We start from the raw sequence: 23,191 nt of genomic DNA, 5'->3' as shown, positions 1-23,191 counted from the left end.
CGGGCGGCTCATCGCGCCGGGTCCAGCGCGGCGGCCAGCGCGGCGGGCTCCGCCGACCAGCGCAGCCGCTCCGCCGGCAGATCCGTGTCGACCACGTCGAGGCTGCCGAGGCAGAGGTCCTCCCAGAACTCGATCTCCGCGTCCCGCGCCGGCTGCACCAGGGTGATGTCCCCGGCGTAGATGGCTGGCTCGTGGCGCGCGAGCGCGTCGCGCACCGGGGTGGCGGGGTCGTCCGCGACGCCCGGGCCGGGCCGGTGGCCGGCGACCAGGCGCAGCCCCTCGACGAGCACCCCGCGTTCGGTCAGGTTGCGTGCCACCTCGACGGCGAGGACCGCCATCGGTCCGTGGGCGAGCAATTCCACCTGGGCCAGGTCGGCGTCGACGACCGCCTGGGCGTACGCGGCGGCGGCGTTGTCCACGGAGGGCAGCAGCTCCAGCCCCGCGCCGGTGAACACCCAGGCGGGGGCGGCGGGGCGCAGCGCCGCGGCGAGCGGCGCGACCCCGTCGAGCGACCCCGACTCGTCGGGCAGGAAGATCCGGGGTACGCCGGTGCCCTCGGCGTGCACGGCGACGAGCAGCTCGACCGGCCGCTCCTGGCCCGTCTCGTGCGGCTGCTCCCCGGCCTCCGCGGCGGTGGTCAGCCACTGCGCGAGCCGGGCCACGGTGGCCAGTTCGAGCAGGTTGCGCAGCACCTCGTCGAAGAACAGCGTGCGGGCCGGCGGCAGTTCCTCGATGATGCGCCCGGCCAGCTGGGCGGCGACCAGCGAGTCCCCGCCCAGCTCGAACAGGTTGCCGTCGCGCCCGACCGGCGTGCCCAGGGCCTCGCTCCACAACGCGACGAGGTGCCGTTCGAGCTCGGTCTCGGGTGCCGCGCCGGGCAGTCCGGCCCGGGTACCGCCGTGCCGGCGGCCCAGCCGTCCCGCGAGGGACCGGCGGTCGATCTTGCCGTTGTCGGTGACCGGTAGCTCGTCGAGGATTTCCACGGTGCCAGGCACCATGTACTCGGGCAGCCGGGCGCGCAGGTGATCGGTGAGGGCCCGGGGGTGCGCGGGTGCGCGGTCGGCCTTGAACCGGGCGGCGAGCACGCACATGCCCATCCGCCCGACGAAGGTGCCTTCCGCCGGCAGGCAGACGCTCGTGTCGGCGCCCGCCCGGTCGAGGATGTCCCGCCACCGGTCGCGGGCGAGGAAGACCGTCCCGGTCCCGGCGCGGTCGTCGGTGAAGTCTCCGGTGGCGTCGTCGAGCCGGACCAGCAGCTCCAGCGACGTCATGATCTGGTAGTGGTCCCGGGTCATCTCCAGGGCCACCAGCCATCCGCCGGGGGCGAGCAGCCCGCGCAGCCGTTCCAGGACCCGGTCGACGTCGGCGGTGGCGTGCAGCACGTCCCCGGCGACGACCAGGTCGAAGGAGTTGGGCGCGAGGCCCTGCTCAGTGGGGTCGGCGTCCAGGTCGTACAGACCGAACCGGACGCCGGGCACGTCGGCGAAGCGGGCCTGCGACTGCCCCGCGAAGTAGGGCGACAGGTCGGTGCACAGGTAGTCGATGTCCTGCCCGGCGAGCGCGTCGAGCACCGCGGCGGTGGTGCCGCCGCCACCCGCGCCGACCTCCAGCACGCGCAGCGGGCCGGGGTGCCGGCGGCGGGCGCCGAGGTCCGCCACGACGGCACCGGCGGCCCGGTTGGCCCAGCGGTTGAACACCGCCTCCTCGTAGAGTTGCTGGGAGACGTCCAGCCGGCCCTCGGGGAAGAGCAGCCGGAGCGGGTCCTCGTCGCCGCGCAGCAGGGCTGGCAGGTGGCGGATGCTGGCCCGGAAGTAGTCCAGCAGGCGCTCCTCGCCCGGCACCGCCGCCGCCTCGACCGCGGCCCACGCGGCGTCGAGCGCGTCGGGTCTGACGGCGCCGGCCAGCCGGTAGCGGTCGCCGTCGACGGCGAGCAGTCCCTCCGCGACCAGGGCGGCGAGCCAGCGGCGCAGCAGCCGGTGGTGCCGGGGCGCGGCGTCCGTGGCGGCCACGATCTCGGCGGCGGTGTGGCGGTCGTCGGGCGAGGCGAACATGCCTGCGCGGCGGAAGGTGTCCAGCATGGCGGGCAGGGCCACCTGGTCGAGCCGGTGGGCGTACTCCAGGTAGCGGTCCGGGTCGACGCCGGCGAGCGCGGCGTCGCCGGCCCGGGCCGCGACTGCCTCCAGGTCGGCTACGTCGCCGGCCGGCGGCGTCGCGGCGGCGGGCTGCGCGAAGGCGACGAGCGTACGCTCCAGCGGCTGGTCGCCCGCGACCAGCACCGCCGCCGCGGCGACGTCCGGATGGCTCTGCAGGGCCGTCTCGATCTCGGCCAGTTCGATCCGGTGGCCGCGGATCTTGACCTGCTGGTCCTCCCGGCCAAGGAACTCGATGTCGCCGTCGGGCAGGTACCGGCCCAGGTCGCCCGTGTGGTACAGGCGCTCGCCGGTGACGGGGTGCACGATGAACCGCTCCGCCGTGCGCTCGGGGTCGTGCAGGTAGCCGCGCGCGAGGCCGGCGCCGCCGATGTACAGCTCCCCGGTCACCCAGTCGGGGCAGGGCCGCAACAGCGGGTCGAGTACGTGGAAGGTCTGGTTGGCCAGCGGCCGACCGTACGGGATGCTGGCCCAGTCCTCGCCGACCGCCCCGACGGGGTAGTGGATCGACCAGATGGACGCCTCCGTCGCCCCGCCGAGGCTCACCACGCTGAGGCCGGGCACCTGGGCGCGGATCTGGTCGGGCAGGGCCACCGGGATCCAGTCGCCGGAGAGCATCGCCAGCCGCAGGGTGGGCAACGCGGTGCCGGCCACCCCGAGGTACCCGGAGAGCATCTGGAGCTGGGCGGGAACGGAGTTCCACACGGTCACCCCGTGGGTGGCCACCAGGTCGGCCCAGTGCGACGGATCCGCGCGCCGCTCGGCGTCGGGGACGACCAAGGCCCCGCCCACGGACAGCGGGCCGAAGATGTCGTAGACCGACAGGTCGAAGCCGAGCTGGGACAGGCCGAGCACCCGGTCTCGCTCGCCGACGGCGAACCGGGCGTTGATGTCGAGGACGGTGTTCAGCGCCGCCTCGTGGGTGATCATGACCCCCTTCGGCGTCCCGGTGGAGCCCGAGGTGTGGATGACGTACGCCAGGTCCTCGGGCCGCGCCCCGCCCGGTTCGCGGGGCGGGTCGGCCGGCGGCACCTCTTCCAGCGCCACGACGACGACCCCGGGCGGCCAGGGCCCGGCGGCCAGGTCGCGGGAGGTCAGCACGTACCGCACGCCCGCACCGGTGAGGATCGTCTCGCGCCGGGCCGCGGGTTGCACGGTGTCCACCGGCACGTACACGGCGCTGGCGAGCAGCGCGCCGAGGACGGCCACGACCTGCCCCGGGCCGCGTTCCAGGGTCACCCCGACGAGGTCGCCGGGTACGCAGCCCGACTCGACGAGCCGGGCGGCGACGCCGGTGGCGCGGGCGGCCAGGTCGGCGTAGCTGAGCGTGGTCGTGCCGTGGATGACCGCCGGGGCGTCCGGGGTCCGTCGGGCCTGGGCGAATACCGCGTCGTGCAGGCGGGCGCGGGTCAGCGGGGTGGCGGTGGCGTTGACCTCCTCGCGGCGGCGCCGCTGCCGCTGCGGCAGCAGGCTCGACGGAACCCGCTGCCACGCCTGGTCGTCGGTGGCGAGCTGGCGCAGCAGCTGCTCGAACGCGGCGAACATGTCCTCGGCGACTCCGTCGGGCAGCACGCCATCGCGCACGTCCCAGTTGGTCGACAGCCCGCCGTCGCGCTCGGAGTTCTGGCAGTCGATGACGACCTGTGGGGTCTGGCTGATGCCGTAGCCGAGCCGCCCGTGCGACGCCGCGGCCGGGGCGCCGGCTTCGCCCAGGCCGATCGCGCTGGTGAAGACGACGGGGAACAGCGCCGCGTCGGCGCCGCGTCGGCGGGTGATCTCCCGCATCACCTCGATGCCGGAGAACGCCCGGTGGTCCATGTCCTGCCAGAGCTGGGCCTGTACGGCCCGGGCCCAGCGGTCGAAGGTCTCCGCCCCGCTCTGGCCGACCGCGAGCAGTTCCACCCCGGTGAAGTCGCCGACGACGGCGGGCACCTGGGGGTGCAGGGGCAGCCGGTTGAGCAGCGTGACGTTCAGGGTGAACGTGGGGCGGCGGCTCCACGCGGCGATGACGTGCGCGTACGCGGCGAGCACCGCGCAGGACGGGCTCACGTCGTGCTGGCCGGCGTGCTTGCGCAGCCCCTCCCACAGCTCGGGTTCCAGGGTGGCGGCCAGCCGGTGGAACCGGCCGTCGGTCTGCCGGGCGCGGCTGGTCAGCGGCAGCTCTGGGCCGGGTGGCAGGTCGTCCACGCGGCGCAGCCAGTAGTCGCGGTCGGCCTCTCGGTGGCTCGCCGTCCAGTTCCGCTCGGCCTGCAGGTAGTCCCGGAAGCCGATCTCCAGTGCGGGCAGCTGCTCGTTGCCGTGGTAGAGGTGGTGCAGCTCGTCGAGGATGATCTGGATGCTGACGAAGTCGGCGATGAGGAAGTCCACCGAGACGTGCAGCACGGCCTCGTCGTCGCCGCGGGTCACGCGTGCCTCGAACAGTGGCCAGGCGTCGGGCCGGAACACCCGGTGGTCCATCTCGGCCCGCACCTCGGCCACCCCGCGGTCGAACTCGCCGCGTTCGCGCCCGCGCAGGTCGTGTACGGCGACGTGGTAGTCGTCGACGTGCGGCAGCACCCGCTGGGAGCCGTCGATGTCGATCACAGCTCGGAGCATGTCGTGCCGGGCGATGAGCGCCCGCCAGGCGCGGGTCATCCGCTCCGGGTCCAGGTCCGGGTAGTGCAGCTCGCCGTAGCCGTGGCAGGCGACGCCGCCGTAGGCGAAGGTGGAGCCGCGGCCCAGCAGGTACGCCGACTGCACCTCCGTCACCGGGAACGGGTCGTGGCGGTGCTCCGGATCCGGCAGGACCCGCGGCAGCCGGCCGTTGGCCAGGTGGGCGAGAATCTCGTCGCGGCGGGCCCGCAGTTGCGCGCGCCGTTCGTCGGTCATGAAGCCGGCGGGCGCGCGGAACTTCAGCGTGCCGTCCTCGGCCCACAGCCGCAGTCCGGCCCGTTCGAGGTCGGTGACCAGCCGCTCGACGGGGATGCGGGGGTCGTTGCTCATATGACACCTTCCTCGACGTCGTCGTTGGCCGACGCACGGAGCTGCTCGTCGACGGCGGCCGCGAGCTGGGCGAGCGCGGGTACGGCGAACAGTTGTCGCAATGTCATGTCCACGCCGAGCCGCTGGCGCAGCGTCTCGAGCAGGCGGGTGGCCAGCAGGCTGTCTCCGCCCAGGGCGAAGAAGCTGTGCCGGCGGTCGTCGACCGGCTGGTCGAGCAGCTGCGACCAGAGCCCGGCGAGGAGTTCCTCGGTGGGCCCCTTGGGCGGCTCGGCCGTGTCGTCGAGCGGGTCGGCGCGCAGCAGTGTCCCGAGCCGCTGGCGGTCGACCTTGCCGTTGGCGGTCAGCGGCAGCCGGTCCAGCGTCACGACGTATTCGGGCACCATGTACGCGGGCAGTCGCTCGGCCAGCCAGCCGGCCAGGTCCGGCTCCGTACCTTCGGTGGCGGGTACGACGGCGAGGCCGATGTGCTGTGCCGGCGCCTGGCCGACGACCAGCGCCACCGCCCGCCCGACGAGCGGGTGGGCCTCGGCGTTGGCCTCGATCTCGCCCAGCTCGATGCGGTGCCCGCGCACCTTGACCTGGAAGTCGACCCGGCCGAGGAACTCCAGCGTCCCGTCCGGCCAGTACCGGCCGAGGTCGCCGGTGCGGTACCAGCGCCGGCCCTCGTCGTCGACGCCGAACTGCCGGGCGGTCAGCTCGGGGGCGTTGCGGTAGCCCAGCGCCACCCCGGCGCCGCCGATGCGCAGCTCCCCGGGCACCCAGTCCGGGCAGTCCCGGCCACGCGAGTCGGTCACTCGGTAGCGCTGGTTGCGCAGCGGGCGGCCGTACGGGATGGAGCGCCAGTGCTCCGGCACCGCCGCGACCTCGCACGCGTTGGACCAGATCGCGGCCTCGGTGGCGCCGCCGAGGGCGACGAACCGGGCGTGCGGGGCGACCCGTGCCAGCCGGCCCGGCAGGTCGAGGCCCACCCAGTCACCGGAGACCAGGGCCAGCCGCAGGCCGGCCGGCGGGTGCTCGCCGGCCGCCACGAGCAGCATGTCCAGCAGCGCGGGCACCGAGTTCCAGACGGTCACCCGCCACCGGTGGGCCAGCCACGCCCAGCGGCGGGCCTCCCGGCGGTCCTCGTCGGCCAGCACGACCAGCGCCCCACCGGCGGCCAGCAGCCCGAACACGTCGTAGACGGACAGGTCGAAGTCCAGCGCGGAGACCGCCAGCACGCGGTCCTCCGGGCCGACCCCGTACCGGGAGTTGATGTCGGTCACCGTGTTGACGGCCGCCCGGTGGGTGATCTCCACCCCCTTGGGCTCCCCGGTGGAGCCGGAGGTGAAGATCGTGTAGGCCAGCGCGTTCGCGGCGACCGTCACCGGCCCGCGCAGCGGGGGCCCGTCCAAGTCGGGGGCCACTGTGGGCAGGTGGTGCGCGCCGGCGCGGCCCACCACGGCGGTCACCTGCGCCTTGGCGTAGATCCGATCGCGGCGGGCGGCGGGCTGGTCGACACTGACGGGCACGTACGACGCGCCGGCGGCCAGCACGCCGAGCACCGCGGCGACCTGTTCCGGCCCGCGGGGCAGGGTGACGGCGACCGCGTCGCCCGGTTCCACCCCGGCGCGTAGCAGCGCCCCGGCGATCCGCAGCGCCCGTGCGGCCAGCTCGCCGTAGCTGATCGATGTCTCACCGTACGCGACCGCGAGCCGGTCGGGGTCGCGGGCGGCGTGGGCGAAGAACGGCTCGTGCAGGGTGTGCCCGGGCGCCGGGGCGTCGGTGGCGTTGACGGCGGCCCGGACGGCACGCTGCGCCGGCGGCAGCATGTCCGGCAGCGGCCGGTCCCACTCGCCCTCGGCGAGCCAGCACAGCAGCCGGTGGTAGGCGTCGAACATGGCGTCGAGCAGCCCGTCGGGGAACAGCTCGTCGACGCTGTCCCAGTTGAAGGTCAGCCCGCCGTCGCGTTCCATGACCTGGTTGTCCAGCCACACCTGTGGGGTCTGCGAGATGCCCCAGGTCAGCTCGCCGAACGGGAACCGCATGTTGACCAGGTCCGCGGCCACGCCGAGCGCGCTGGTGAACACGATCGGCATGCTGACCGTGCCGCTGTTGCGCCGGCGCGCCAACTCCCGCAGCACCCACAGGGCGGAGACGTCGTTGTGTTCCAGCCCGGCCCACAGGTCCTGCTGGAACCGGTGGGCGGTCTCCCGCCATGGCTCGCCCGCGTCCCCCCGGTAGCCGACCAGGACCAGCGAGGTGAAATCGCCGAGGATCGCGCCGATGTCCGGGTGCACGTCGTGGCGCTGGAACATGGTCAGGTTCAGCGTCAGCTCGTCCTGCCCGCTGTACGCGCTGAGCACCTCGGCGTACGCGGTGGCGAGGACCGCGGCCGGGGTGAGCCGGTGGTCGCGGGCGCGGCGGGTGATCGCCGCCCACTGCTCGGGGGTGAGGCTGCGCTCGCGGCGGACGAACCGCGGGGCGACCAGGGTGTCGGGGTCGACGGCCAGCGGCAGCGCGGCGGCCGGGGCGATGTCGTCCAGGCGTCCGCGCCAGTACGCCCCCGCCCGGTCCACCGCCTCCGGCGGCGGCGCCGCGCCGAGCACATAGTCGCGGAACGACACCCCCAGCGGGCGCAGCTCGGCGCCGGGGTCGCGGTAGAGGGTGGACAGCTCGGAGAAGAAGATGACGATGCTCAGCGCGTCGAGCACGATGTAGTCGAAGCTGAACGCGACGCGGGTGCCGCCGGGGTGACGCACGGCCTGGATGTCGATCAGCGGCCACCGGGACGGGTCGGGGACGCGGTGGGACAGCTGCTCGCGCAGCGTCGCCAGGTGCTCCTGCCCCTCGTGCACGGTGATGGTGAACGGCGGCACCTCCGGCAGGATCCGCTGGTCGCCGTTGTCGTCGAAGACGGCGCGGAGCATCTCGTGCCGGGCGATGAGCGTGTCGACCGCCTGGCGCAGCCGGTCGAGGTCGACGTCCCGGCCGTCGAACTCCCAGTACCAGTGGGAGCCGACCCCGCCGAGCGCGAAGTCGTCGGTGCGCCCCAGCCAGTACGCGCGCTGCACGTCCGTGGGCGGGAACGGCTCGTGCCGGTGGGCCGGGTCGGCGGTCAGCTCACGCCGCTCGGTGGGCGTGCCCGCGTCGCCGGCCGTATCCTCGGTGTGCAGCCGCGCCGCGAAGCCGGCCAGGTCGCGGGCGTGGAACAAATGGTGCAGTTCGGCGCGGGCGATGCCGGCCTCGCGCAGCCGGGCCAGCAGCCGGGTGGCGACCAGGCTGTCGCCGCCGAGGGCGAAGAAGTTGTCCTCGCGGCGTACCTCGGGCACGCCGAGCAGCTCCGACCACAGGGCGGCCACGGTGGTCTCGACGCCGCCGCGGGGCGCGGTGCCGGTGGCCGCGGGTCGCGCGGCGAGCAGCTCGGGCAGCCGGGCGCGGTCGATCTTGCCGTTGGCCGACAGCGGGAACGCGTCGAGGACCACCACGACGGCCGGCACCATGTAGGGCGGAAGCTGTTCGGCGGCGCGCTGGCGGATCGACTGGGGGTCGGCTCCGGTCTGGGTGACGGTGACGGCGGCGGCGAGGGTGTCTCGCTCGACGACCTGGGCGACCGCCCGGGAGACGTCCGGGTCGCGTTCCAGCACGGCTTCGATCTCGCCCAGCTCGATCCGGTGTCCCCGGATCTTGACCTGGAAGTCGGTGCGCCCGAGGAAGTCCACTGTGCCGTCGGGCCAGTACCGGGCCAGGTCGCCCGTGCGGTACCAGCGCTGCCCGGCGTGCTCCACGAACCGGTCGGCGGTCCGCTGCGGGTCGCCCGCGTAGCCGGCGGCGACCGAGCGCCCGCCGATCCAGAGCTCGCCAGGTACCCAGTCCGGCCGGTCCCGGCCGTGCTCGTCGACGACCCGCATGAGCTGGTTGCGCAACGGCACGCCGTAGGGCACCGACCGCCAGTGCGGCGGCGGGTCGACGGGGGCGGGCTGCACGGTGGAGTGGATCGCCGTCTCGGTGGTGCCGCCGAGGCCGTACAGCCGGCTGGCCGGGGCCAGCCTGGCCAGCCGGCCGGCCAGGTCGAGGCCGACCCGGTCGCCGCCGAGTACGGCGAGCCGCAGCGGCAGCGGGCTCTCCCCGGTCGCGTCCGACGCCTCGGTCTCGGCCTGGGTCAGCAGCAGGTCGAGCACGGCCGGGACGGACTGCCAGACCGTCACCCGGTGCTCGTGGACCAGGCGCAGCCAGGCGGCCGGGTCGCGGCGGGTGTCCTCGGTGACGGTGACGACGGCGCCACCCGCGCCAAGCAGGGCGAACATGTCGAACACGGACAGGTCGAAGTCGAGGGCCGAGACCGCCAGGACGCGGTCGTCCGGGCCGATCGCGAACCGCCGCACGAGGTCGTCGAGGGTGTTCCGGGCCGCCCGGTGGGGCACCCGCACCCCCTTCGGCACACCGGTGGAGCCGGAGGTGAACAGCAGGTAGGCGTCCTGCTCGGGGTCGACCGCCAGCGCGTCATCACGCAACGGCACGCCGGTGGCGGGGACGGTGAGCATCGTCGAGGAGTCGGCGGGCGACAACCCGGCCGCGGCCCCGGCGGTGGTGACGGTGAGCCGGACCCCGGCGGTGGCCCGGATCAGCTCGCGCCGGGCGTCGGGCTGGTCGACGCCGATCGGCACGTACACGCCGCCGGCGCGCAGCACGCCGAGCACCGCCACGATCTGGTCGGGGCCCTTCGGCAGGGTGACGGCGACGGCGTCGCCGGGGGCCAGGCCACGGGCGGTCAGCTCGTCGGCCAGTGCCTGCGCCCGGCCCGCCAGTTCGCCGTACGTGAGCACGCCCGCCTGGTCCGGTCCGTGCAGCACGGCCGGGCGGTCGGGCTCGCGGGCTGCCCGGGCGAAGACGTCGTGGTGCAGCGGCCTGTCGTCGGTGGGGCCGGCGGTGTCGTTGGCCGCCGCCCGCGCGGCCAGGGTGCGGGCGGGCAGCGCGATCGGGGCGCGCCGGGACCAGTCCGTGGCCGGGTCGAGCAGCCAGTCGACGATTCCCAGATAGGCGGCGAACATGTCGTCGACGAACCCGTCGGGGAACAGCTCGTCCACGACGTCCCAGTTGAGATAGAGGCCGTCCTCGCGCTCCGTGATCTGGTAGTCGAGCCAGACCTGGGGCGTCTGGGACATGGTCCAGCCGGGCGGGCCGAAGCAGTCACGGACGTCTGCGTCGAACAGCTCGCCGAGGTTCAGCGCGCTGGTGAAGACGACGGGCGCGCCGACGGGCTGGCCGGTCCGGGCGCGGGACAGGTCGCGCAGCACGTCGACTCCGCTGTACGCCGAGTGGGCGGCGTCGCTGCGCAGCCGGTCCTGGTGCCGGCGGACGAGGTCGACGAAGCCGGCCGGGCCGGTCGTGTCGATCTCCAGCAGAATCAGGTTGGTGAAGTCGCCGACCACCGCGCCGACTTCGGGATGGACGGGGCGCCGGTCGTACATCGGCAGGTTCAGCACGAACCGGCCGCTGCTGCTCCAGGCGGCCAGCACCTCGGCGAAGGCGGTGAGGAACACCATCGACAGGGTGACTCCCGCCGCCGCCGAGCGCCGTCCCAGTTCCGCCTGCTGCTCCGGGGTCAGCCAGTGGTACCGGCGGACCACCCGGTGGCCCTGCACGGTGGCCGGGTCGACGGCGGTCGGCAGTTGGGGCGGGCCGGGCAGCGTGGCCAGCCGCTCGCGCCAGTACTCGCGGGCCCGGTCCCGAGCCGCGTCGGGCCGGGCGGCGATGGTGGCCAGGTACGCGGGATAGCTGAGGCCCACGGGGGCCACCTGCCGGTCCGGGTTCCGGTAGAAGGCCGCCAGGTCCGACAGGATGAGCCGGAAGCTGTGGGCGTCGGCGACCAGCATCTCGACGTGCACGTGCACCCGGGTGGCACCACCGGGCAGCAGGGACAGCTGGATGTCGAAGGTCTCCGCCTCCTCCACCCGCAGCCGCCGGTGGGACAACCGGTGGCGCAGCCGCGCCAGCTCTTCCTCGCACCGGCGCGGCGACAGCTCACGCAGGTCGTGCACCGTTAGGCCCGGCCACGGGCTCTCCGGCCGGATCTGCTGGGTGCCGTCGGCGTGGAACTCCGCCCGTAGCATGCCGTGCCGGTGCAGCACGGCGCGGACGGCGGCGTCGAGCCGGTCCGGTTCGACGCCGGACCCGTCGAACTCGTTGTAGAAGTGGGCGCCCACGCCGCCCAGGGGCTGCCCGTCGGCCCGGCCGATCCAGTACGCGTGCTGCATCGTGGCCAGGCCGAACGGCGCGGACTCAGCCACGGCCACCGGCGGCAGCTGCGCCGGGCGGGTCTCGGCGTGACGCTTCGCGACCAGCTGCCACCACTGTGCGAGGGTGCGCCACTCGACGAGCTCGCTGAAGGTGACGGGGACGCCTCGGCTGTGCCAGCGGCTGGCCAGCCGCATGACCGCGATCGAGTCGAGGCCGAGCACCAGCAGATCGTCGTCGTCCCCGACGAGTGACGGCGGGCACTCGAGGGCCTCCGCGACGTCCTCGCGCATCCGGTCGAGGGTCAGGGTTGGATCGGTGTCGACGGCAACGTCCAATGTCGCGTCTCCTCAGTCAGCCTCTACCACGTCTCCGGTCGGCTGGCGCTAAGCTATCAGCGACTCATGACTTGGGTCTAGAGACAGTCGATGATACTCGGAAAGACTCGTCAGACAGGCGAGGGGAAAGGCGACGGGCGGCGGGCGGAGGAGCGGCGTGGGCGAGCGGCTCGGCAGCGGCGAGTGCCTGGTGTGGCGGTGCCCCGCCGGGCCGGTCCCCGAGCGGCTGCACGCCCTGCTTGACGACGCCGAACGCGCGCGGGCGCGGCGGCTGGGCCACGACGCTGCCCGCACCCGCTTCGTGGCGGGCCGCGTCGCGGCGCGGCTGCTGGCCGCCCGGCACGCCGGCACAACGCCGCGCGAGGTTGTCTTCTCCTCGACGTGCCGGCACTGCGCCGGCCCGCACGGCCGGCTGGAGGTGCACACCGGTGCGGGCGTGCTGCACGTGTCGGTGTCGCACTCGGCCGAGCGGATCGTGGTGGCGATCGCCCGCGACACGGTCTGCGGCGTCGACATCGAGCGGGTGGCCCTGCGTGGTGGCCGGATCCCGGTCTCGGCGCTCTCCCCCGCCGAGCGTCGGGTGCTGGCCGGCCTGCCGCAGCCGCGGCGACTCGCCGCGTTCATCCGGTACTGGTCCCGTAAGGAAGCCATCCTCAAGGCGACCGGGGACGGCCTCGTGCCGTCGCCGGCCGACCTGACCGTCAGTGCCCCGGATGCCCCCGCGCGCCTGCTGAGCTGGGCAGACCGGCCGCCGCCGCACATCAGCGTGCACCTGCGGGACCTGGCCGTCGGCGACGACTACCGCGGCGCGCTGGCCACGCTCGGCCGGCCACTGTCGGTTGTCGAGCGTGATGTTGACCCTCGCGCAGAGGCGAGTCACCTATGATGAACCACACCGGACGGATTGACTCCATACGAGAAGAGGCTTCATGTCGGAACGTTCGTTCTCTCCGGTCATCCCCTTCCTGCGCTACCAGGATCCGACGGCTGCCGTTGACTGGCTCGTCAACGCGTTCGGCCTGGAGCGTTTCGACGTCACCGAGGTCGACGGCAAGGTGGTGCACGCCGAGCTGAGCTGGGGTAACGCCACGATCCAGCTCGGCGGCGGCGGCCCGAACGACTCGCTGGGCATGGTCAGCCCACGCGAGCTGCCCGCGACCAGCGGCGGCGTCTACATCTGCGTCGGCGACGCGACGGACGTCGACAAGCACTACGAGCGGTCGGTGCAGGCCGGCGCCAAGCTGGTCTACGAGCTGCATGACACCTCGTACGGCTCCCGCGACTACGGGGTGTACGACCTCGAGGGTCACGTCTGGAGCTTCGGCAGCTACCTGCCCCGCGAAGCGTCGGCATAGGGTTTCCGGCAAACACGCGTAAACACTTGCCCGGGCAGCGGGTCCGGGCCAAGACTGGCAGGCATGGATGCCTCCGGTCTGCCGCCCAGGTTCGACGCGCTCGACCCCGCTGTCCTGCACGATCCCTATCCGACCTATGCGCGGCTGCGTGAGGCCGGACCGCTGTGCCGGTTCGGCCCCGGCAGCTGGGGCGTCACCCGGCACGCCGACGTCATGGCGTTGCAGCGCGACCCCCGCCTCGGCAGCGAGTTCCCCGAGGCCTACCACCACCTGTCGGTGGGCGAGGGACCGGCCAGCCACTTTTTCCAGCGCATCATGCTCTACCGCGACCCGCCTGACCACGTCCGGCTCCGGCGGCTGATGAGCGGCGCCTTCACCCCGGCCGTGGTGCGGCGGATGCGCGGCTACATCGAGCAGACCGTGGACCAGCTCCTGACCCCGGCGCTGGAGACCGGCACCTGCAACGTGGTGCGCGACCTGGCGTACCCGCTGCCGGTGCTGGTGGTGTCCACGTTGATGGGCATCCCGCCCGAGGCCCACGACGACGTCCGGCAGCACGCCATGCGGCTCGGGCGGGCGTTCAGCGCCATCGTTCCCGAGGCCGCCCGGGGCGCGGCGCACGAGTCCGTGGAGTGGCTGCGCAAGTACATCGGCGGCCTGCTCGACGAGCGCCGTGCGGCGCCCGGGGACGACCTGCTGTCGACGCTGTTGCGGACCGAGAACGACGGGGACCGGCTGACCCACGACGAGATCGTGGACAACACCGTCTTCTCGTTCTTCGCCGGCTTCGAGACGACCGTCCACCTCATCACCAACGGGTTCGCCGCGCTGCTGCGGGCGCCGGACCAGTTCGCCCTCCTGCGCGCCGACCCCGGCCTGGTGCCCGGCGCGGTGGAGGAGTTCCTCCGCTTCGAGGCGCCCATCCAGGGCACCGCCCGGCTGGTCCGGGAGCCGGTGCGGATCGGGTCGCGCACCGTGCGGGCCGGACGGGTGCTGGTGCTGATGCTGGGCTCGGCGAACCACGACGAGGCGGTCTTCCGCCTTCCCGACAGGCTGGACGTCACCCGCAGCCCGAACCCGCACGTCACCTTCGGCGGCGGCGGGCACTTGTGCCTGGGCGCGTTCCTGGCCCGCACGGAGGCGCAGGTCGTCTTCGACTGGGTGCTGCGTCGTACCCGCTCGGTCGAGCAGGCCGGCGACCTGGTTCGGGAGAGCGACACGCCGTTCCGCGCCTTCGCCCACGTGCCGCTGGCCGTCCGGCCCGCCTGACGCCGGTGGCGGCCCGCCGCGGCCCCCGGTCGGCCGGGCCGCGCGGGCGCGGCCGGGCCGACATCGGTGGGCGGTCGAGCCCGCGTACGGCCCTCGGGCCGCCCGGCGGGGGTCGGATCAGGCCGGCGTGGCGGCGAGGATGGTCAGCGTGGCCGTCGGCCGGACGGTGTCCAGCCGCAGCCCGGCACGGCCGAGCAGGGCCTCGGTTTCCTCGGCCGTGCGGTGGGTGCCGCCGGTGAGCACCAGCGTGTGCACGTCATACAGCTTGGCTACGTCGTAGGTGTCCCCGGCGGGCAGGACGGCCTCCAGCAGCAGCAGCCGACTGTCCGACCGCATCGCCTCCCGGACCCGGCGGAGCACCGCCACCACCTGGTCGTCGCCGAACCCGGGCAGCACCGTCTTGAGCAGGTACGCGTCCGCGTCGGCGGGCAGCGGGTCGAAGAAGCTGCCGGGGACGATCGCGCACCGGTCGCGCACCCCCGCCTCGGTCAGGACCCGGTCGGCCGCCGCGACGACGTGCGGCAGGTCCAGCAATGTGCCGCGCATCGCGGGGTACCGTCCGAGCAGGCCGGCGAGGAAGCCGCCGTCACCGCCGCCGACGTCGACCACGTGGGACAGCTCCCCCCACGGGTGGCAGGGCAGCACGGTACGCAGGTGCAGCCGGGTGACGGCGTGCATCCAGCGGTCCACCCGCCGGCTTTCGTCCGGGTTCCCGGCCAGGTGGCTCCAGTAGTCCGTGCCGTGCGCCCGGTCGAAGGCGGCCTCGCCGGTGCGCAGGCTGTGCGGCAGCATCGCCCATGCCTGCACGTCGGAGGCGAGCAGCGTGTAGACGGCGCGCACCGACAGCGGGTGGTCGCTACGCAGCGGCTGGGCCAGGGGCGTCAGGGCGAACACCTCCGGCTCCGGCTCCGTGAAGATGCCCTTGGCCGCCAGCGCCCGCAGCGCCCGGCACAGCGACCGCTCGTGCGCACCGACCGCGGCGGCGAGCTCGGCCACCGGCCGTGGCCCGTCGATGAGCAGGTCGGCGATCCCCAGGTCGCTGACCGCCCGCACGGTCATCGGCACGATGACATCGGCCAGCTCCGCCAGCCGCATCAGCGACGACAGGTCCATCGGCGGCCGCTGCCGGACGCCCGTTCGCTCAACCACCGCGCCTACCCTCCACGAATTGGATCAGATCCAGCCGGGCGAGCCCGTCCCGCACCCGAGGGGTCATCAGCCCGATCTGGTCCAGCGCCCGGCCTACCCGGGAGAAGATGGCCTGCCGGTAGGCGACCATCAGCTCGTTGCGGGCGGCGAAGTCGAGCCCCTCGGCCATCGGGATCTCCATGCGTTCCCAGATGTCACCGAGCAGGAACCGGCGGCGGATCAGGGCGGCGGCCTCCAGCACCAGCTCCTCCCGCTCGGCCCGCTCGCGAGAGGTCATCTCGTCGTACAGGCCGCGCAGCGACAGCACGCCGAACGACACGTGTCGGGCCTCGTCCCTCGCCACGAGGCCGGTGATCCGCTTGATCAGCGGGTCGTGGAAGGTGCTGTGTGCCAACCGAAACGCGGCCATCGCCAGCGCCTCGACCATGATCTGCATGCCCAGCGAGATGACGTCCCAGCGGTTGTCCTCGAGGATGTCGGACAGCAGCAGCGCCAGCGGCTCGGAGATCGGGTACGGCCGCTCGATCTTCTCCCTCAGGTAGCGGGAGAAGACCTCCACATGGCGTGCCTCGTCCACCGCCTGAGTCGCCGCGTACAGCTTGCTTTCCAGTCCGGTGACGATCTCCACCAACCGGGCGGCGACGACCATGGCCGCCTGCTCGCCGTGCAGGAACTGGCTGACCATCCACACCTGGAGTTCCCAGCGGAACTCGTCCCAGGCTGGCCGGCCCCGCCGGGCCAGCGGGGACGCGGCGAACGCGGCCATGGCGAAGGCGGAGTCGTCGGGCAGCGGCGCCCCGAAGGGCACGTCGAGGAGCCAGTCGATTTCGTCGACGCTCCACTGCGCCTGCTTGGCACGCTGGTAGAGCAAGCCGGTGCGGGAGTCCGAGGGTTCGTAGTTCCAGTTGAGCCGCGCGTCCTGGGTCGAGCGCACTACCAACTCGCTCATAGCAGCAAAGACTAGTTCGCCATACGCGCAAAGCCAATGGAAAGACTATCCTGCCGTTGTGGAAGCACTCGAAACACCCGCCTCGGTCTCCCAGCGGCTGCTGTGGATGATCAAGCACTACCGGTCGGACTTCGGCGCGCTGAACTGCCCGGTCGTCTGCCGCATCGTGGGGCGCCTGGACGAGCGGGCGTTACAGGCCGCGGTGGGCCAGCTCGTGGTCCGGCACGAGTCGCTGCGGACGACCTTCCACGGCCGCGGCGCACGCCTCGTGCAGCGCGTGCACGCCCCGCGCCCGCAGCCGCTGGTCTGGGCCGACGCGACGGCAGCGGGCGAGTCGCCGGACGCGGCGCTGGCCCGGGAGCTCCAGACGCCGATCGACCCCGGGCAGTGGCCGGCGCGGGCGAGCGTCTGGCGGGTCGGCCCGCGAGAGCACCTGTTCTGCCTCAACCTGCACCACCTCGTCACCGACGCGTGGTCCACCGGCATCCTGCTGCGCGACCTGGTTGCCTGCTACGACGCCGCCTGCGGCGGGGCCAGCGTCCCCACGCCGGTGGGCTGGCAGATGGCCCGCTTCGCGCAGGCGCAGCAGGAGCTGCTGGCCTCGGACCAGCTCGCCCGGTATCAGCGGTACTGGCGACGCCAGCTCGAGGGCAGCCAGATTCCCCGGCTCGACGCGCTCTATCCGGCCGCGGACGCCACCGGCGCCGCCACGGCGGCGACCCGATCAGTCGCGGCGGAGCTGCCGGCCGCGACCGTGGCCGGGCTGCGGGAGCTGGCGAGGCGGGAGAAGACGACCATGTTCACGGTGCTGCTCGCGGCCTTCCACGCCCAGCTGCACCGCCTGACCGGCCAGCCCGACCTGGCGGTAGCGTCGATGTTTGCCAACCGGTCCCGGCCCGAGGTACGCGACACCGTCGGCCTGCTCGCCGGCATGGTGCTGCTGCGCGCCCAGGTCGCCCGTCAACGCAGCTTCACGGACCTGGTACGCCACGTGCACGTCGCGGTGATCAGCGCGTTCGCGTACCAGGACCTGCCCTTTCATCTGCTGCCGGCCGGCCTCGTCGACACCGGCGGCGGGCGGGCCGACGACGTGATGTTCAACGTGATGTCGCCCCTGCGGCATGACCTGACCGGCGGCGGCGCGCGCTTCGAGCTGGTGGTTCCCACGGAGATCGGCAGCCGCTTCCCGTTCGAGCTGGCCCTGGCCCCGGTGGGCGAGCACCGGGTGCAGGCCGTGCTGTTCCGCGCCGGGGGTTGGGCCGACCCGGCGCTCGGGCAGGACTTCCTGGCCGGCTACCTGGATGTCGCGGCGGCGGCGGCGCGCCGTCCGGACATGGCGCTGGCGTCGCCCGGGCGGTGACGGGTCGCGGCAACGCCAACGGTATTGACAGCGTCACAGGCATCCTGAGAACCTCTCAACACATACTCGTAAATGCACGTGGATAGCAGGAAAGGCAAGTGCTCACCGGGATAGCAGGTCAATCCGGGGCCGGTCGGCCGGCCCGAGGCGGAAGGGACCGTTGATGACGCTGCGACTGCACTGGTTCCTGCCACTGCACGGCGACGGCCGGGAGGTGGCCAAGAGCGCGGACGGAGCGGACGGGACCAGGAACATCCGGCGGGAGCCGGAGCTGAACTATCTCAGCCAGGTCGCCCGGGCCGTCGACGGGCTCGGCTTCGCCGGCGCGCTGGTGCCGACCGGCCTGTTCTGCGAGGACCCCTGGCTGCTGTCCACGGCGCTGTCGCAGCAGACCCGCAGCATGCACTTCATGATCGCCTGCCGGCCCAGCGCGCTACCGCCGATGGTGTGCGCCCAGTCGGCCGCGACGTTCCAGCGGCTCTCCGGCGGCCGGCTGATGCTCAACATCGTCACCGGCGGGGACGCCGACGAGCAGCGGCGCTACGGCGACTGGCTCGACCACGACGAGCGCTACGCCCGCACCGAGGAGTTCCTCGACGTCTTTCACCGCGCCTGGCACGGCGAGCCGTTCGACTTCCACGGCGACCACTACCAGATCAAGGCCGGGATGCTGACCCGGCCACACGACGTACGGCCGACGATCCTGCTGGGCGGCTCCTCGGCGGCGGCGCAGCGGGTGGCCGCCGCCCACGCCGACGTCTACCTGGCGTGGGGCGAGCGACCGGACGGGCTGGCCACTCTCACCGGCCGGGTCGCCGAGCTGGCCGCTGCCCGGGGCCGCAGCGTCGAGTTCGGCACCCGGTTCCACGTCATCAGCCGGGACACCGCGCAGGAGGCGTGGGCGGTGACCCGCCGGCTGCTCGACGGCATGGACGCCAGCCGGATCGCCGACGCCCAGCGGCGGTTCCGCCGCACCGACTCGGAGGGGCAACGCCGGATGGCCGCCCTGCATGGCGGCCGGGTCGACGACCTGGAGGTGTACCCGAACGTGTGGGCCGGCTACGGCCTGGTCCGCCCGGGCGCCGGCGCCGCACTGGTCGGCAGCCACGAGCAGGTGGCCGAGCGGATCGAGGAGTACCACACGCTGGGCATGAACCATCTCATCCTCTCCGGGCAGCCCCACCTGGAGGAGGCGTACAACTTCGCCGAGGGCGTGCTGCCGCTGCTGCGGCGCCGGGGGCTGCTCGGGCTGGAGGCGTCGTGAGGGACCGGAGCGCGCTGGTGCAGACGACGCTGCTGGTGGGCAGCCCTCGCAAGGGCTCCCGTACCGGCGGGATCGCCATCCGGCTGATGGAGGAACTGTCGCCAGCCCTCGCCGCGCAGGGCGTCGAGCTCGCCCGACCGGACATCGTCGACCTCGCCGACGTCGGTGCCGCGCTGCCGCTGCGCGCCAGCCGCAGCGTGCCGTTGGGGCCGGAGATAGAGCGGTCCCTGGGCCTGGTCCGCCGGGCCGGCCTGCTGATGGTGGTCAGCCCGACATTCAAGGGCACCTACACCGGCCTGCTGAAGCTGTTCCTGGACATGCTCCCGATGGACGGGCTGGCCGACTGCGTCGCCGTCGGGGCGATGACCGCCGGCTGGGCCAAGCACCGCGGCGCCGGGGACCAGTACCTGCGCCCGCTGCTGACGGAGCTCGGCGCGACCGCGCCGGTTCCCTGCCTGTCGATCCTCGAGGAGGAGTTCGAGGACGTGCCAGAGGTCGTCGCGGGGTGGTCGCGCCGCTGGGCGCCCGCGCTCGGGGCGGTGGTGCGCCACCAGCACCAAAGTGCTCCGCCGCTCGTTTCCCACCCGCTGACCGGCGCTCGGGCCTCCTGAGCGTCCCCACCCAACCGTCACGCCAGCAGCACGGAGGAGATCGACCATGACCGAGCAGACCGCTCCCGCCCGCCGTACCGAGGAGGAGATCCGCGCTACCGTGGCGGCGATCATCTCCGACATGGCGCCGAAGGACAGCGTGGAGGCGACCGCGGACTCCCACCTCATCAAGGACCTGGGCTACCACTCCCTGGCCCTGATGGAGGTGGCGTTCGCCATCGAGGACGAGTTCGACCTCGACCCCATCGACGAGGACACCGCACGCAAGATCACCACGGTCGGCGCCGTGCAGGACCTGGTGGTCCAGCGGCTCGCGGAGCGCGACGGGGCCTGAGCACGTATCGGGGCAGGGTCCGGGTCGCCCCGGACCCCTCCCACACCACTTGACGTGCGGGTCCGCATCCGGCCGTCGGGGCAGCACCACCTCGTCCCCAGCGGGCTCCCGCGGCCGAACGAGTGCCCCTCCCGTGCGCGCCTGCGCGACGAACGCGGCGGCCTGCTGGTCACCCCGGCCGGCCTGGTGCCGTTCAACCCGTCAGTCGATAGAGCCGGTGGAAGCGGTCGTTGACGGCGAGGACGGTCATTCCCGAGAAGCCGGCCTTGACCGCCAACTCGCGCACCATCCCGGGACGCAACACCGTGCCAGTGCCCGTCGAATCTTCCCCGGTGCGGCTCGCGGGCAGGCAGTGCAGCACGCTCGTGCCGTACTGGAACCGCTCCACGTCGTCGCCGGGGGCCGTGAAGGCCGGCGCGACCTTGGCGTCCATCACGAGCACGGCGCCGCCGGCGGCGCGCAACTGCCGGCACGCCTGGAGCACGGCGACCGGTTGGGACACCTCGTGCAGCGCGTCGAAGAGGCACACGAGGTGGTACTCGCCCGCCAGCTGGGGGTCGGCGGCGTCGCGACGGGCGAAGCGGACCCGATCTGCGACGCCCGCCTCGGCGGCGTGCCGCTCGGCCTGCCGCAGGGCGGCCCCGTCGAGGTCCAGGCCGGTCACCTCGGCACGCGGGTACGCCCGGGCTAGCGCGATGCTCGACCAGCCGGTCCCGCAGGCGACGTCGGCGATGCGCTGCCCGGGCGCGTCGAGCCGGGCGTGCACGTCGGGCAGTTGCTCGGCGATCCAGCCAGCGAGCTGGTGGGCGAACAGGGCCCGGTTGGCGCCGGAGTGGCCGTCGCGCCAGTCCACGCCGAACACGTCGTCGGGCACGCCCGCACCGCTGCGGTAGGCCGCCAGGAGGTCCGGCAGGGCGGCGGCGACACCCCCGAGGGGCAGCACGGCGAGGGAGGCCAGGGACATCGGGTCGTCCGAGACCGTCAGGACGGCGGCGTGCCCGGCGGGCAGCCGGTACGCTCGCCGCTCGGCCGGCAGCCGGGCGTCGTCGGTCTCGACGATGCCGCAGACGGCCTGCTGTTCCAGCCACTCTCTGGCGTAGCGGGGGGCGACGCCGGCGGCATGGGCCAGCTCGTCCGGGCGCAGCGGTCCCGGCGCGGTGGCCAGCGCCTCGTACAGGCCGAGCTTGACCCCCAGGTACGCCGACAGCAGCTCCTGGGTGGCGAGAAGAGACTTCCACATTCTCATCGCGAACACGTGTGTCTGCGCGTCAGACGCCGTCATGAGGTACCTCCCCAGCCGGTTCGGCTGTGCTTTTCAGAGTGTCTACACACAACAGTCTCGTGTCTGTTGCGACGATACAGGCAGACAGTACGATGGTCATCGGTCGTTCCGGGGCGCCTGGGTGGATCGAGCGGGCGCGGCCCGGTATTCGGACCGGCACGCCAGACCGGAGGGCGAGGATCGGCATGACGACTCTGCAAATGGTCCGTGATCTCCTTCCGGAGATCGTCAAGCACGCCGACGAGGTCGAGCGGGTGCGGGGGCTTCCGGAGCAGCTGCTCGACGGGCTGCGCGCGGCGGGTTGCCTGCGCATGCTCGCGCCCGTGGAGCACGGCGGCACCGGCCTGAGCGTGCCGGACACGCTGCGGGTCGTCGAGACGCTGGGCACGGCGGACGGGTCGGTGGCCTGGATGGTCGGCCAGGTTGCCCTGTCCCAGCTCATCATCGGGTGCGCGCCGGCGGCGACCGTCGCGGCGATCTTCGCCGACGGCCCGGACGTCTACGCCGCCGGCGCGGTGGCCCCGAAGGGCCGGGCCACCGAGGTCGACGGCGGGTGGCGGATCTCCGGTCAGTGGCCGTTCGTCACCGGCTGCGAGCGCGCCGCCTGGGTGTACCTCAACTGTGTCCTGGTGCGGGGGCGCGCGGTGGCGTTGGACGGGGACCGGCCCGCCACCCGGATCATGCTGCTGCCCGCCGCAGACGTCACGGTGGTCGATACCTGGCACACCCTCGGCCTACGCGGCACGGGTAGCCACGACCTCGCCGTCTCCGGCGGCTTCTGCCCGACGGAGCGGGCCGTGGAGCTGGTGCCCGGGTCGGCGACAGCGGAGCGGGCGGCGATGAGCATCGCGCAGTCCAGCCTCATCATCGCGGCGGCGGCGCTGGGCGTCGCCGAGGCGGCCCTGCGGGACGTCGTCGAGCTGGCGGCGGGCGGCAAGCGGCCGGCGCTGAGCGCGAAGCGGCTGGCGGCCTCAGCCGCCTTCCAGGAGCGGCTGGGCGAGGCGCGGATGGTGGTGCAGGCGGGTCGGGCGCTGCTCTACGACCAGGGCCGCGATGAGTGGGGTGGGTACGCGGGCCCGGACGCGGCGCTGCGGCGAGCGCAGGTGCGTGCGGCTGCCGCGCAGGCGACCGCTCTGGCGGTCAGGGCGACCGACGCGGCCTTCGAGTTGGCTGGCGGGACAGCGGTGTACGACTCTTCTCCCCTGTCCCGGCGGCTGCGGGATGTCAACACTGCCCGCCAGCACTTCGTGGCCAGCCGCAACTCGTACGTCGCCTTCGGCGCACACCTGGTGGGTGAGGGGGGTGACGGCGGCCCGCTGTGACTCGTGGGCCGCGTCGTCACTTGACGCTGGGGATGACACCCTTGCGTCGCAGGCGGGTGATCCACCCCTGCGCGGTGTGGGTGGGCACGTCGTAGTGTTTGGCGACCCCGGTGACGGTGCGGTTCTTGAGGTAGATGTCCTTGAGTTCGCTCGGGTCCGGCATACGCCGGTAGGCGCGGTCTGGCTTGGTGGCCCGGCTCGGCGCGGCGATACGGTAGGGCCTGGCGGTGTCCAGGCTCTCGGCCGGCGCGGCGGCGGCCGCGGGACGCTTGGCGGCAAACGCCTGCATCAGCAGGTCGAGGTCGACCTGGAGCAGGTCGGCGGCAGCGAGCTTGACGTCCTCGGCGACGCGGACGGTCAACTCCTTGATGTAGACCTGGCCGTCCTCGGCGAATACGCGCATGGTGGTGCGGGAGGACTCCTCTCCCGCGCCTTGCTCACCAAGCACCGGTGTGATCGTGACGATGTACTGAGCCATGTTTCCGCCCTCTCCCTACTCAGCATCCGGCGCCCGCAAGACACTAAGACACTGTCATACGTTTCCGCACGTTCACTTAGTCGTTCCGGACGTGATCAGAAGGTCACCCGTCAGGTCAGGGTGAGGTCATCATAA

General features: G+C 73.3%; 14 protein-coding genes. 8 read left to right on the top strand and 6 right to left on the bottom strand.

Going from position 1 to position 23,191, the window contains the following annotated elements; translation table 11 throughout:
- Nucleotides 1-8: 8 nt before the first annotated feature.
- On the bottom strand, nucleotides 9-5,132 hold the full coding sequence (locus ACGF4F_RS30150; RefSeq protein WP_393082556.1) for an amino acid adenylation domain-containing protein: 5,124 nt from the start codon (nucleotides 5,130-5,132) through the stop codon (nucleotides 9-11).
- Nucleotides 5,129-11,683 (bottom strand): amino acid adenylation domain-containing protein, encoded by a 6,555-nt coding sequence (locus tag ACGF4F_RS30145; protein WP_393082553.1) that lies wholly within the window; start codon nucleotides 11,681-11,683, stop codon nucleotides 5,129-5,131. Before ACGF4F_RS30145 ends, ACGF4F_RS30150 begins: the two co-directional genes overlap by 4 nt.
- Before the next feature lie 157 nt (nucleotides 11,684-11,840).
- On the opposite strand from ACGF4F_RS30145, the gene ACGF4F_RS30140 reads away from it, so the two are divergent.
- From ACGF4F_RS30140 to ACGF4F_RS30130, 3 genes are all read left to right on the top strand, one after another.
- Complete coding sequence (locus ACGF4F_RS30140) at nucleotides 11,841-12,569, top strand: 4'-phosphopantetheinyl transferase family protein (protein WP_393082550.1); 729 nt, start codon at nucleotides 11,841-11,843, stop codon at nucleotides 12,567-12,569.
- Nucleotides 12,570-12,612: 43 nt separating this feature from the next.
- A complete protein-coding gene (locus ACGF4F_RS30135; protein ID WP_357441803.1) occupies nucleotides 12,613-13,038 on the top strand; it encodes a VOC family protein in 426 nt (141 codons plus the stop codon).
- Between the two features lie 63 nt (nucleotides 13,039-13,101).
- Entirely contained in the window at nucleotides 13,102-14,307 is a 1,206-nt protein-coding gene (locus tag ACGF4F_RS30130) for a cytochrome P450 (RefSeq protein WP_393082547.1), read from the top strand.
- A 117-nt stretch (nucleotides 14,308-14,424) separates the two neighbouring features.
- Here the strand turns inward: ACGF4F_RS30130 and ACGF4F_RS30125 are convergent, their stop codons facing one another.
- Both ACGF4F_RS30125 and ACGF4F_RS30120 read right to left on the bottom strand, forming a co-directional pair.
- Complete coding sequence (locus tag ACGF4F_RS30125; protein ID WP_393082651.1) at nucleotides 14,425-15,420, bottom strand: methyltransferase; 996 nt, start codon at nucleotides 15,418-15,420, stop codon at nucleotides 14,425-14,427.
- 28 nt (nucleotides 15,421-15,448) lie between these two features.
- The gene (locus ACGF4F_RS30120; protein ID WP_357441808.1) at nucleotides 15,449-16,405 is read right to left on the bottom strand and encodes a ferritin-like domain-containing protein; all 957 of its coding nucleotides are present in this window, start codon (nucleotides 16,403-16,405) and stop codon (nucleotides 15,449-15,451) included.
- Nucleotides 16,406-16,463: 58 nt separating this feature from the next.
- Between ACGF4F_RS30120 and ACGF4F_RS30115 the strand changes: the two genes are divergently transcribed.
- The 4 genes from ACGF4F_RS30115 (at nucleotide 16,464) to ACGF4F_RS30100 (ending at nucleotide 19,974) form a co-directional block, all read left to right on the top strand.
- On the top strand, nucleotides 16,464-17,765 hold the full coding sequence (locus ACGF4F_RS30115; RefSeq protein WP_393082543.1) for a condensation domain-containing protein: 1,302 nt from the start codon (nucleotides 16,464-16,466) through the stop codon (nucleotides 17,763-17,765).
- Between the two features lie 163 nt (nucleotides 17,766-17,928).
- Entirely contained in the window at nucleotides 17,929-19,029 is a 1,101-nt protein-coding gene (locus ACGF4F_RS30110; protein ID WP_357441812.1) for an LLM class flavin-dependent oxidoreductase, read from the top strand.
- Nucleotides 19,026-19,640 carry an NAD(P)H-dependent oxidoreductase gene (locus ACGF4F_RS30105; protein WP_357441813.1) on the top strand — a complete coding sequence of 205 codons (615 nt, stop codon included), beginning with the start codon at nucleotides 19,026-19,028 and terminating at the stop codon, nucleotides 19,638-19,640. Before ACGF4F_RS30110 ends, ACGF4F_RS30105 begins: the two co-directional genes overlap by 4 nt.
- Before the next feature lie 46 nt (nucleotides 19,641-19,686).
- Nucleotides 19,687-19,974, top strand: a complete 288-nt coding sequence (locus ACGF4F_RS30100) for a phosphopantetheine-binding protein (protein ID WP_357441815.1) — start codon at nucleotides 19,687-19,689, stop codon at nucleotides 19,972-19,974.
- A gap of 193 nt (nucleotides 19,975-20,167) precedes the next feature.
- Here the strand turns inward: ACGF4F_RS30100 and ACGF4F_RS30095 are convergent, their stop codons facing one another.
- Complete coding sequence (locus tag ACGF4F_RS30095; RefSeq protein ID WP_357441817.1) at nucleotides 20,168-21,256, bottom strand: methyltransferase domain-containing protein; 1,089 nt, start codon at nucleotides 21,254-21,256, stop codon at nucleotides 20,168-20,170.
- Between the two features lie 185 nt (nucleotides 21,257-21,441).
- On the opposite strand from ACGF4F_RS30095, the gene ACGF4F_RS30090 reads away from it, so the two are divergent.
- Nucleotides 21,442-22,578: an acyl-CoA dehydrogenase family protein gene (locus ACGF4F_RS30090; RefSeq protein ID WP_357441819.1), complete on the top strand. Its 1,137-nt coding sequence runs from the start codon at nucleotides 21,442-21,444 to the stop codon at nucleotides 22,576-22,578.
- A 16-nt stretch (nucleotides 22,579-22,594) separates the two neighbouring features.
- On the opposite strand, the gene ACGF4F_RS30085 is transcribed toward ACGF4F_RS30090, so the two are convergent.
- Complete coding sequence (locus ACGF4F_RS30085) at nucleotides 22,595-23,056, bottom strand: hypothetical protein (protein WP_357441821.1); 462 nt, start codon at nucleotides 23,054-23,056, stop codon at nucleotides 22,595-22,597.
- Nucleotides 23,057-23,191 lie beyond the last annotated feature (135 nt).

Source organism: Micromonospora sp. NPDC047740, from assembly GCF_043204735.1.
Lineage (GTDB): Bacteria > Actinomycetota > Actinomycetes > Mycobacteriales > Micromonosporaceae > Micromonospora.
Note: the sequence above shows the minus strand (reverse complement) of the source record. Positions and strands in the feature narration are given on the sequence as shown.

Coding starts and splice junctions, on each gene's coding strand:
- ACGF4F_RS30110 (WP_357441812.1), top strand. CDS start 17,929: ATGACGCTGCGACTGCACTGGTTCCTGCCACTGCACGGCGACGGCCGG.
- ACGF4F_RS30150 (WP_393082556.1), bottom strand. CDS start 5,132: ATGAGCAACGACCCCCGCATCCCCGTCGAGCGGCTGGTCACCGACCTC.
- ACGF4F_RS30130 (WP_393082547.1), top strand. CDS start 13,102: ATGGATGCCTCCGGTCTGCCGCCCAGGTTCGACGCGCTCGACCCCGCT.
- ACGF4F_RS30090 (WP_357441819.1), top strand. CDS start 21,442: ATGACGACTCTGCAAATGGTCCGTGATCTCCTTCCGGAGATCGTCAAG.
- ACGF4F_RS30095 (WP_357441817.1), bottom strand. CDS start 21,256: ATGACGGCGTCTGACGCGCAGACACACGTGTTCGCGATGAGAATGTGG.
- ACGF4F_RS30125 (WP_393082651.1), bottom strand. CDS start 15,420: ATGGACCTGTCGTCGCTGATGCGGCTGGCGGAGCTGGCCGATGTCATC.
- ACGF4F_RS30135 (WP_357441803.1), top strand. CDS start 12,613: ATGTCGGAACGTTCGTTCTCTCCGGTCATCCCCTTCCTGCGCTACCAG.
- ACGF4F_RS30120 (WP_357441808.1), bottom strand. CDS start 16,405: ATGAGCGAGTTGGTAGTGCGCTCGACCCAGGACGCGCGGCTCAACTGG.
- ACGF4F_RS30100 (WP_357441815.1), top strand. CDS start 19,687: ATGACCGAGCAGACCGCTCCCGCCCGCCGTACCGAGGAGGAGATCCGC.
- ACGF4F_RS30085 (WP_357441821.1), bottom strand. CDS start 23,056: ATGGCTCAGTACATCGTCACGATCACACCGGTGCTTGGTGAGCAAGGC.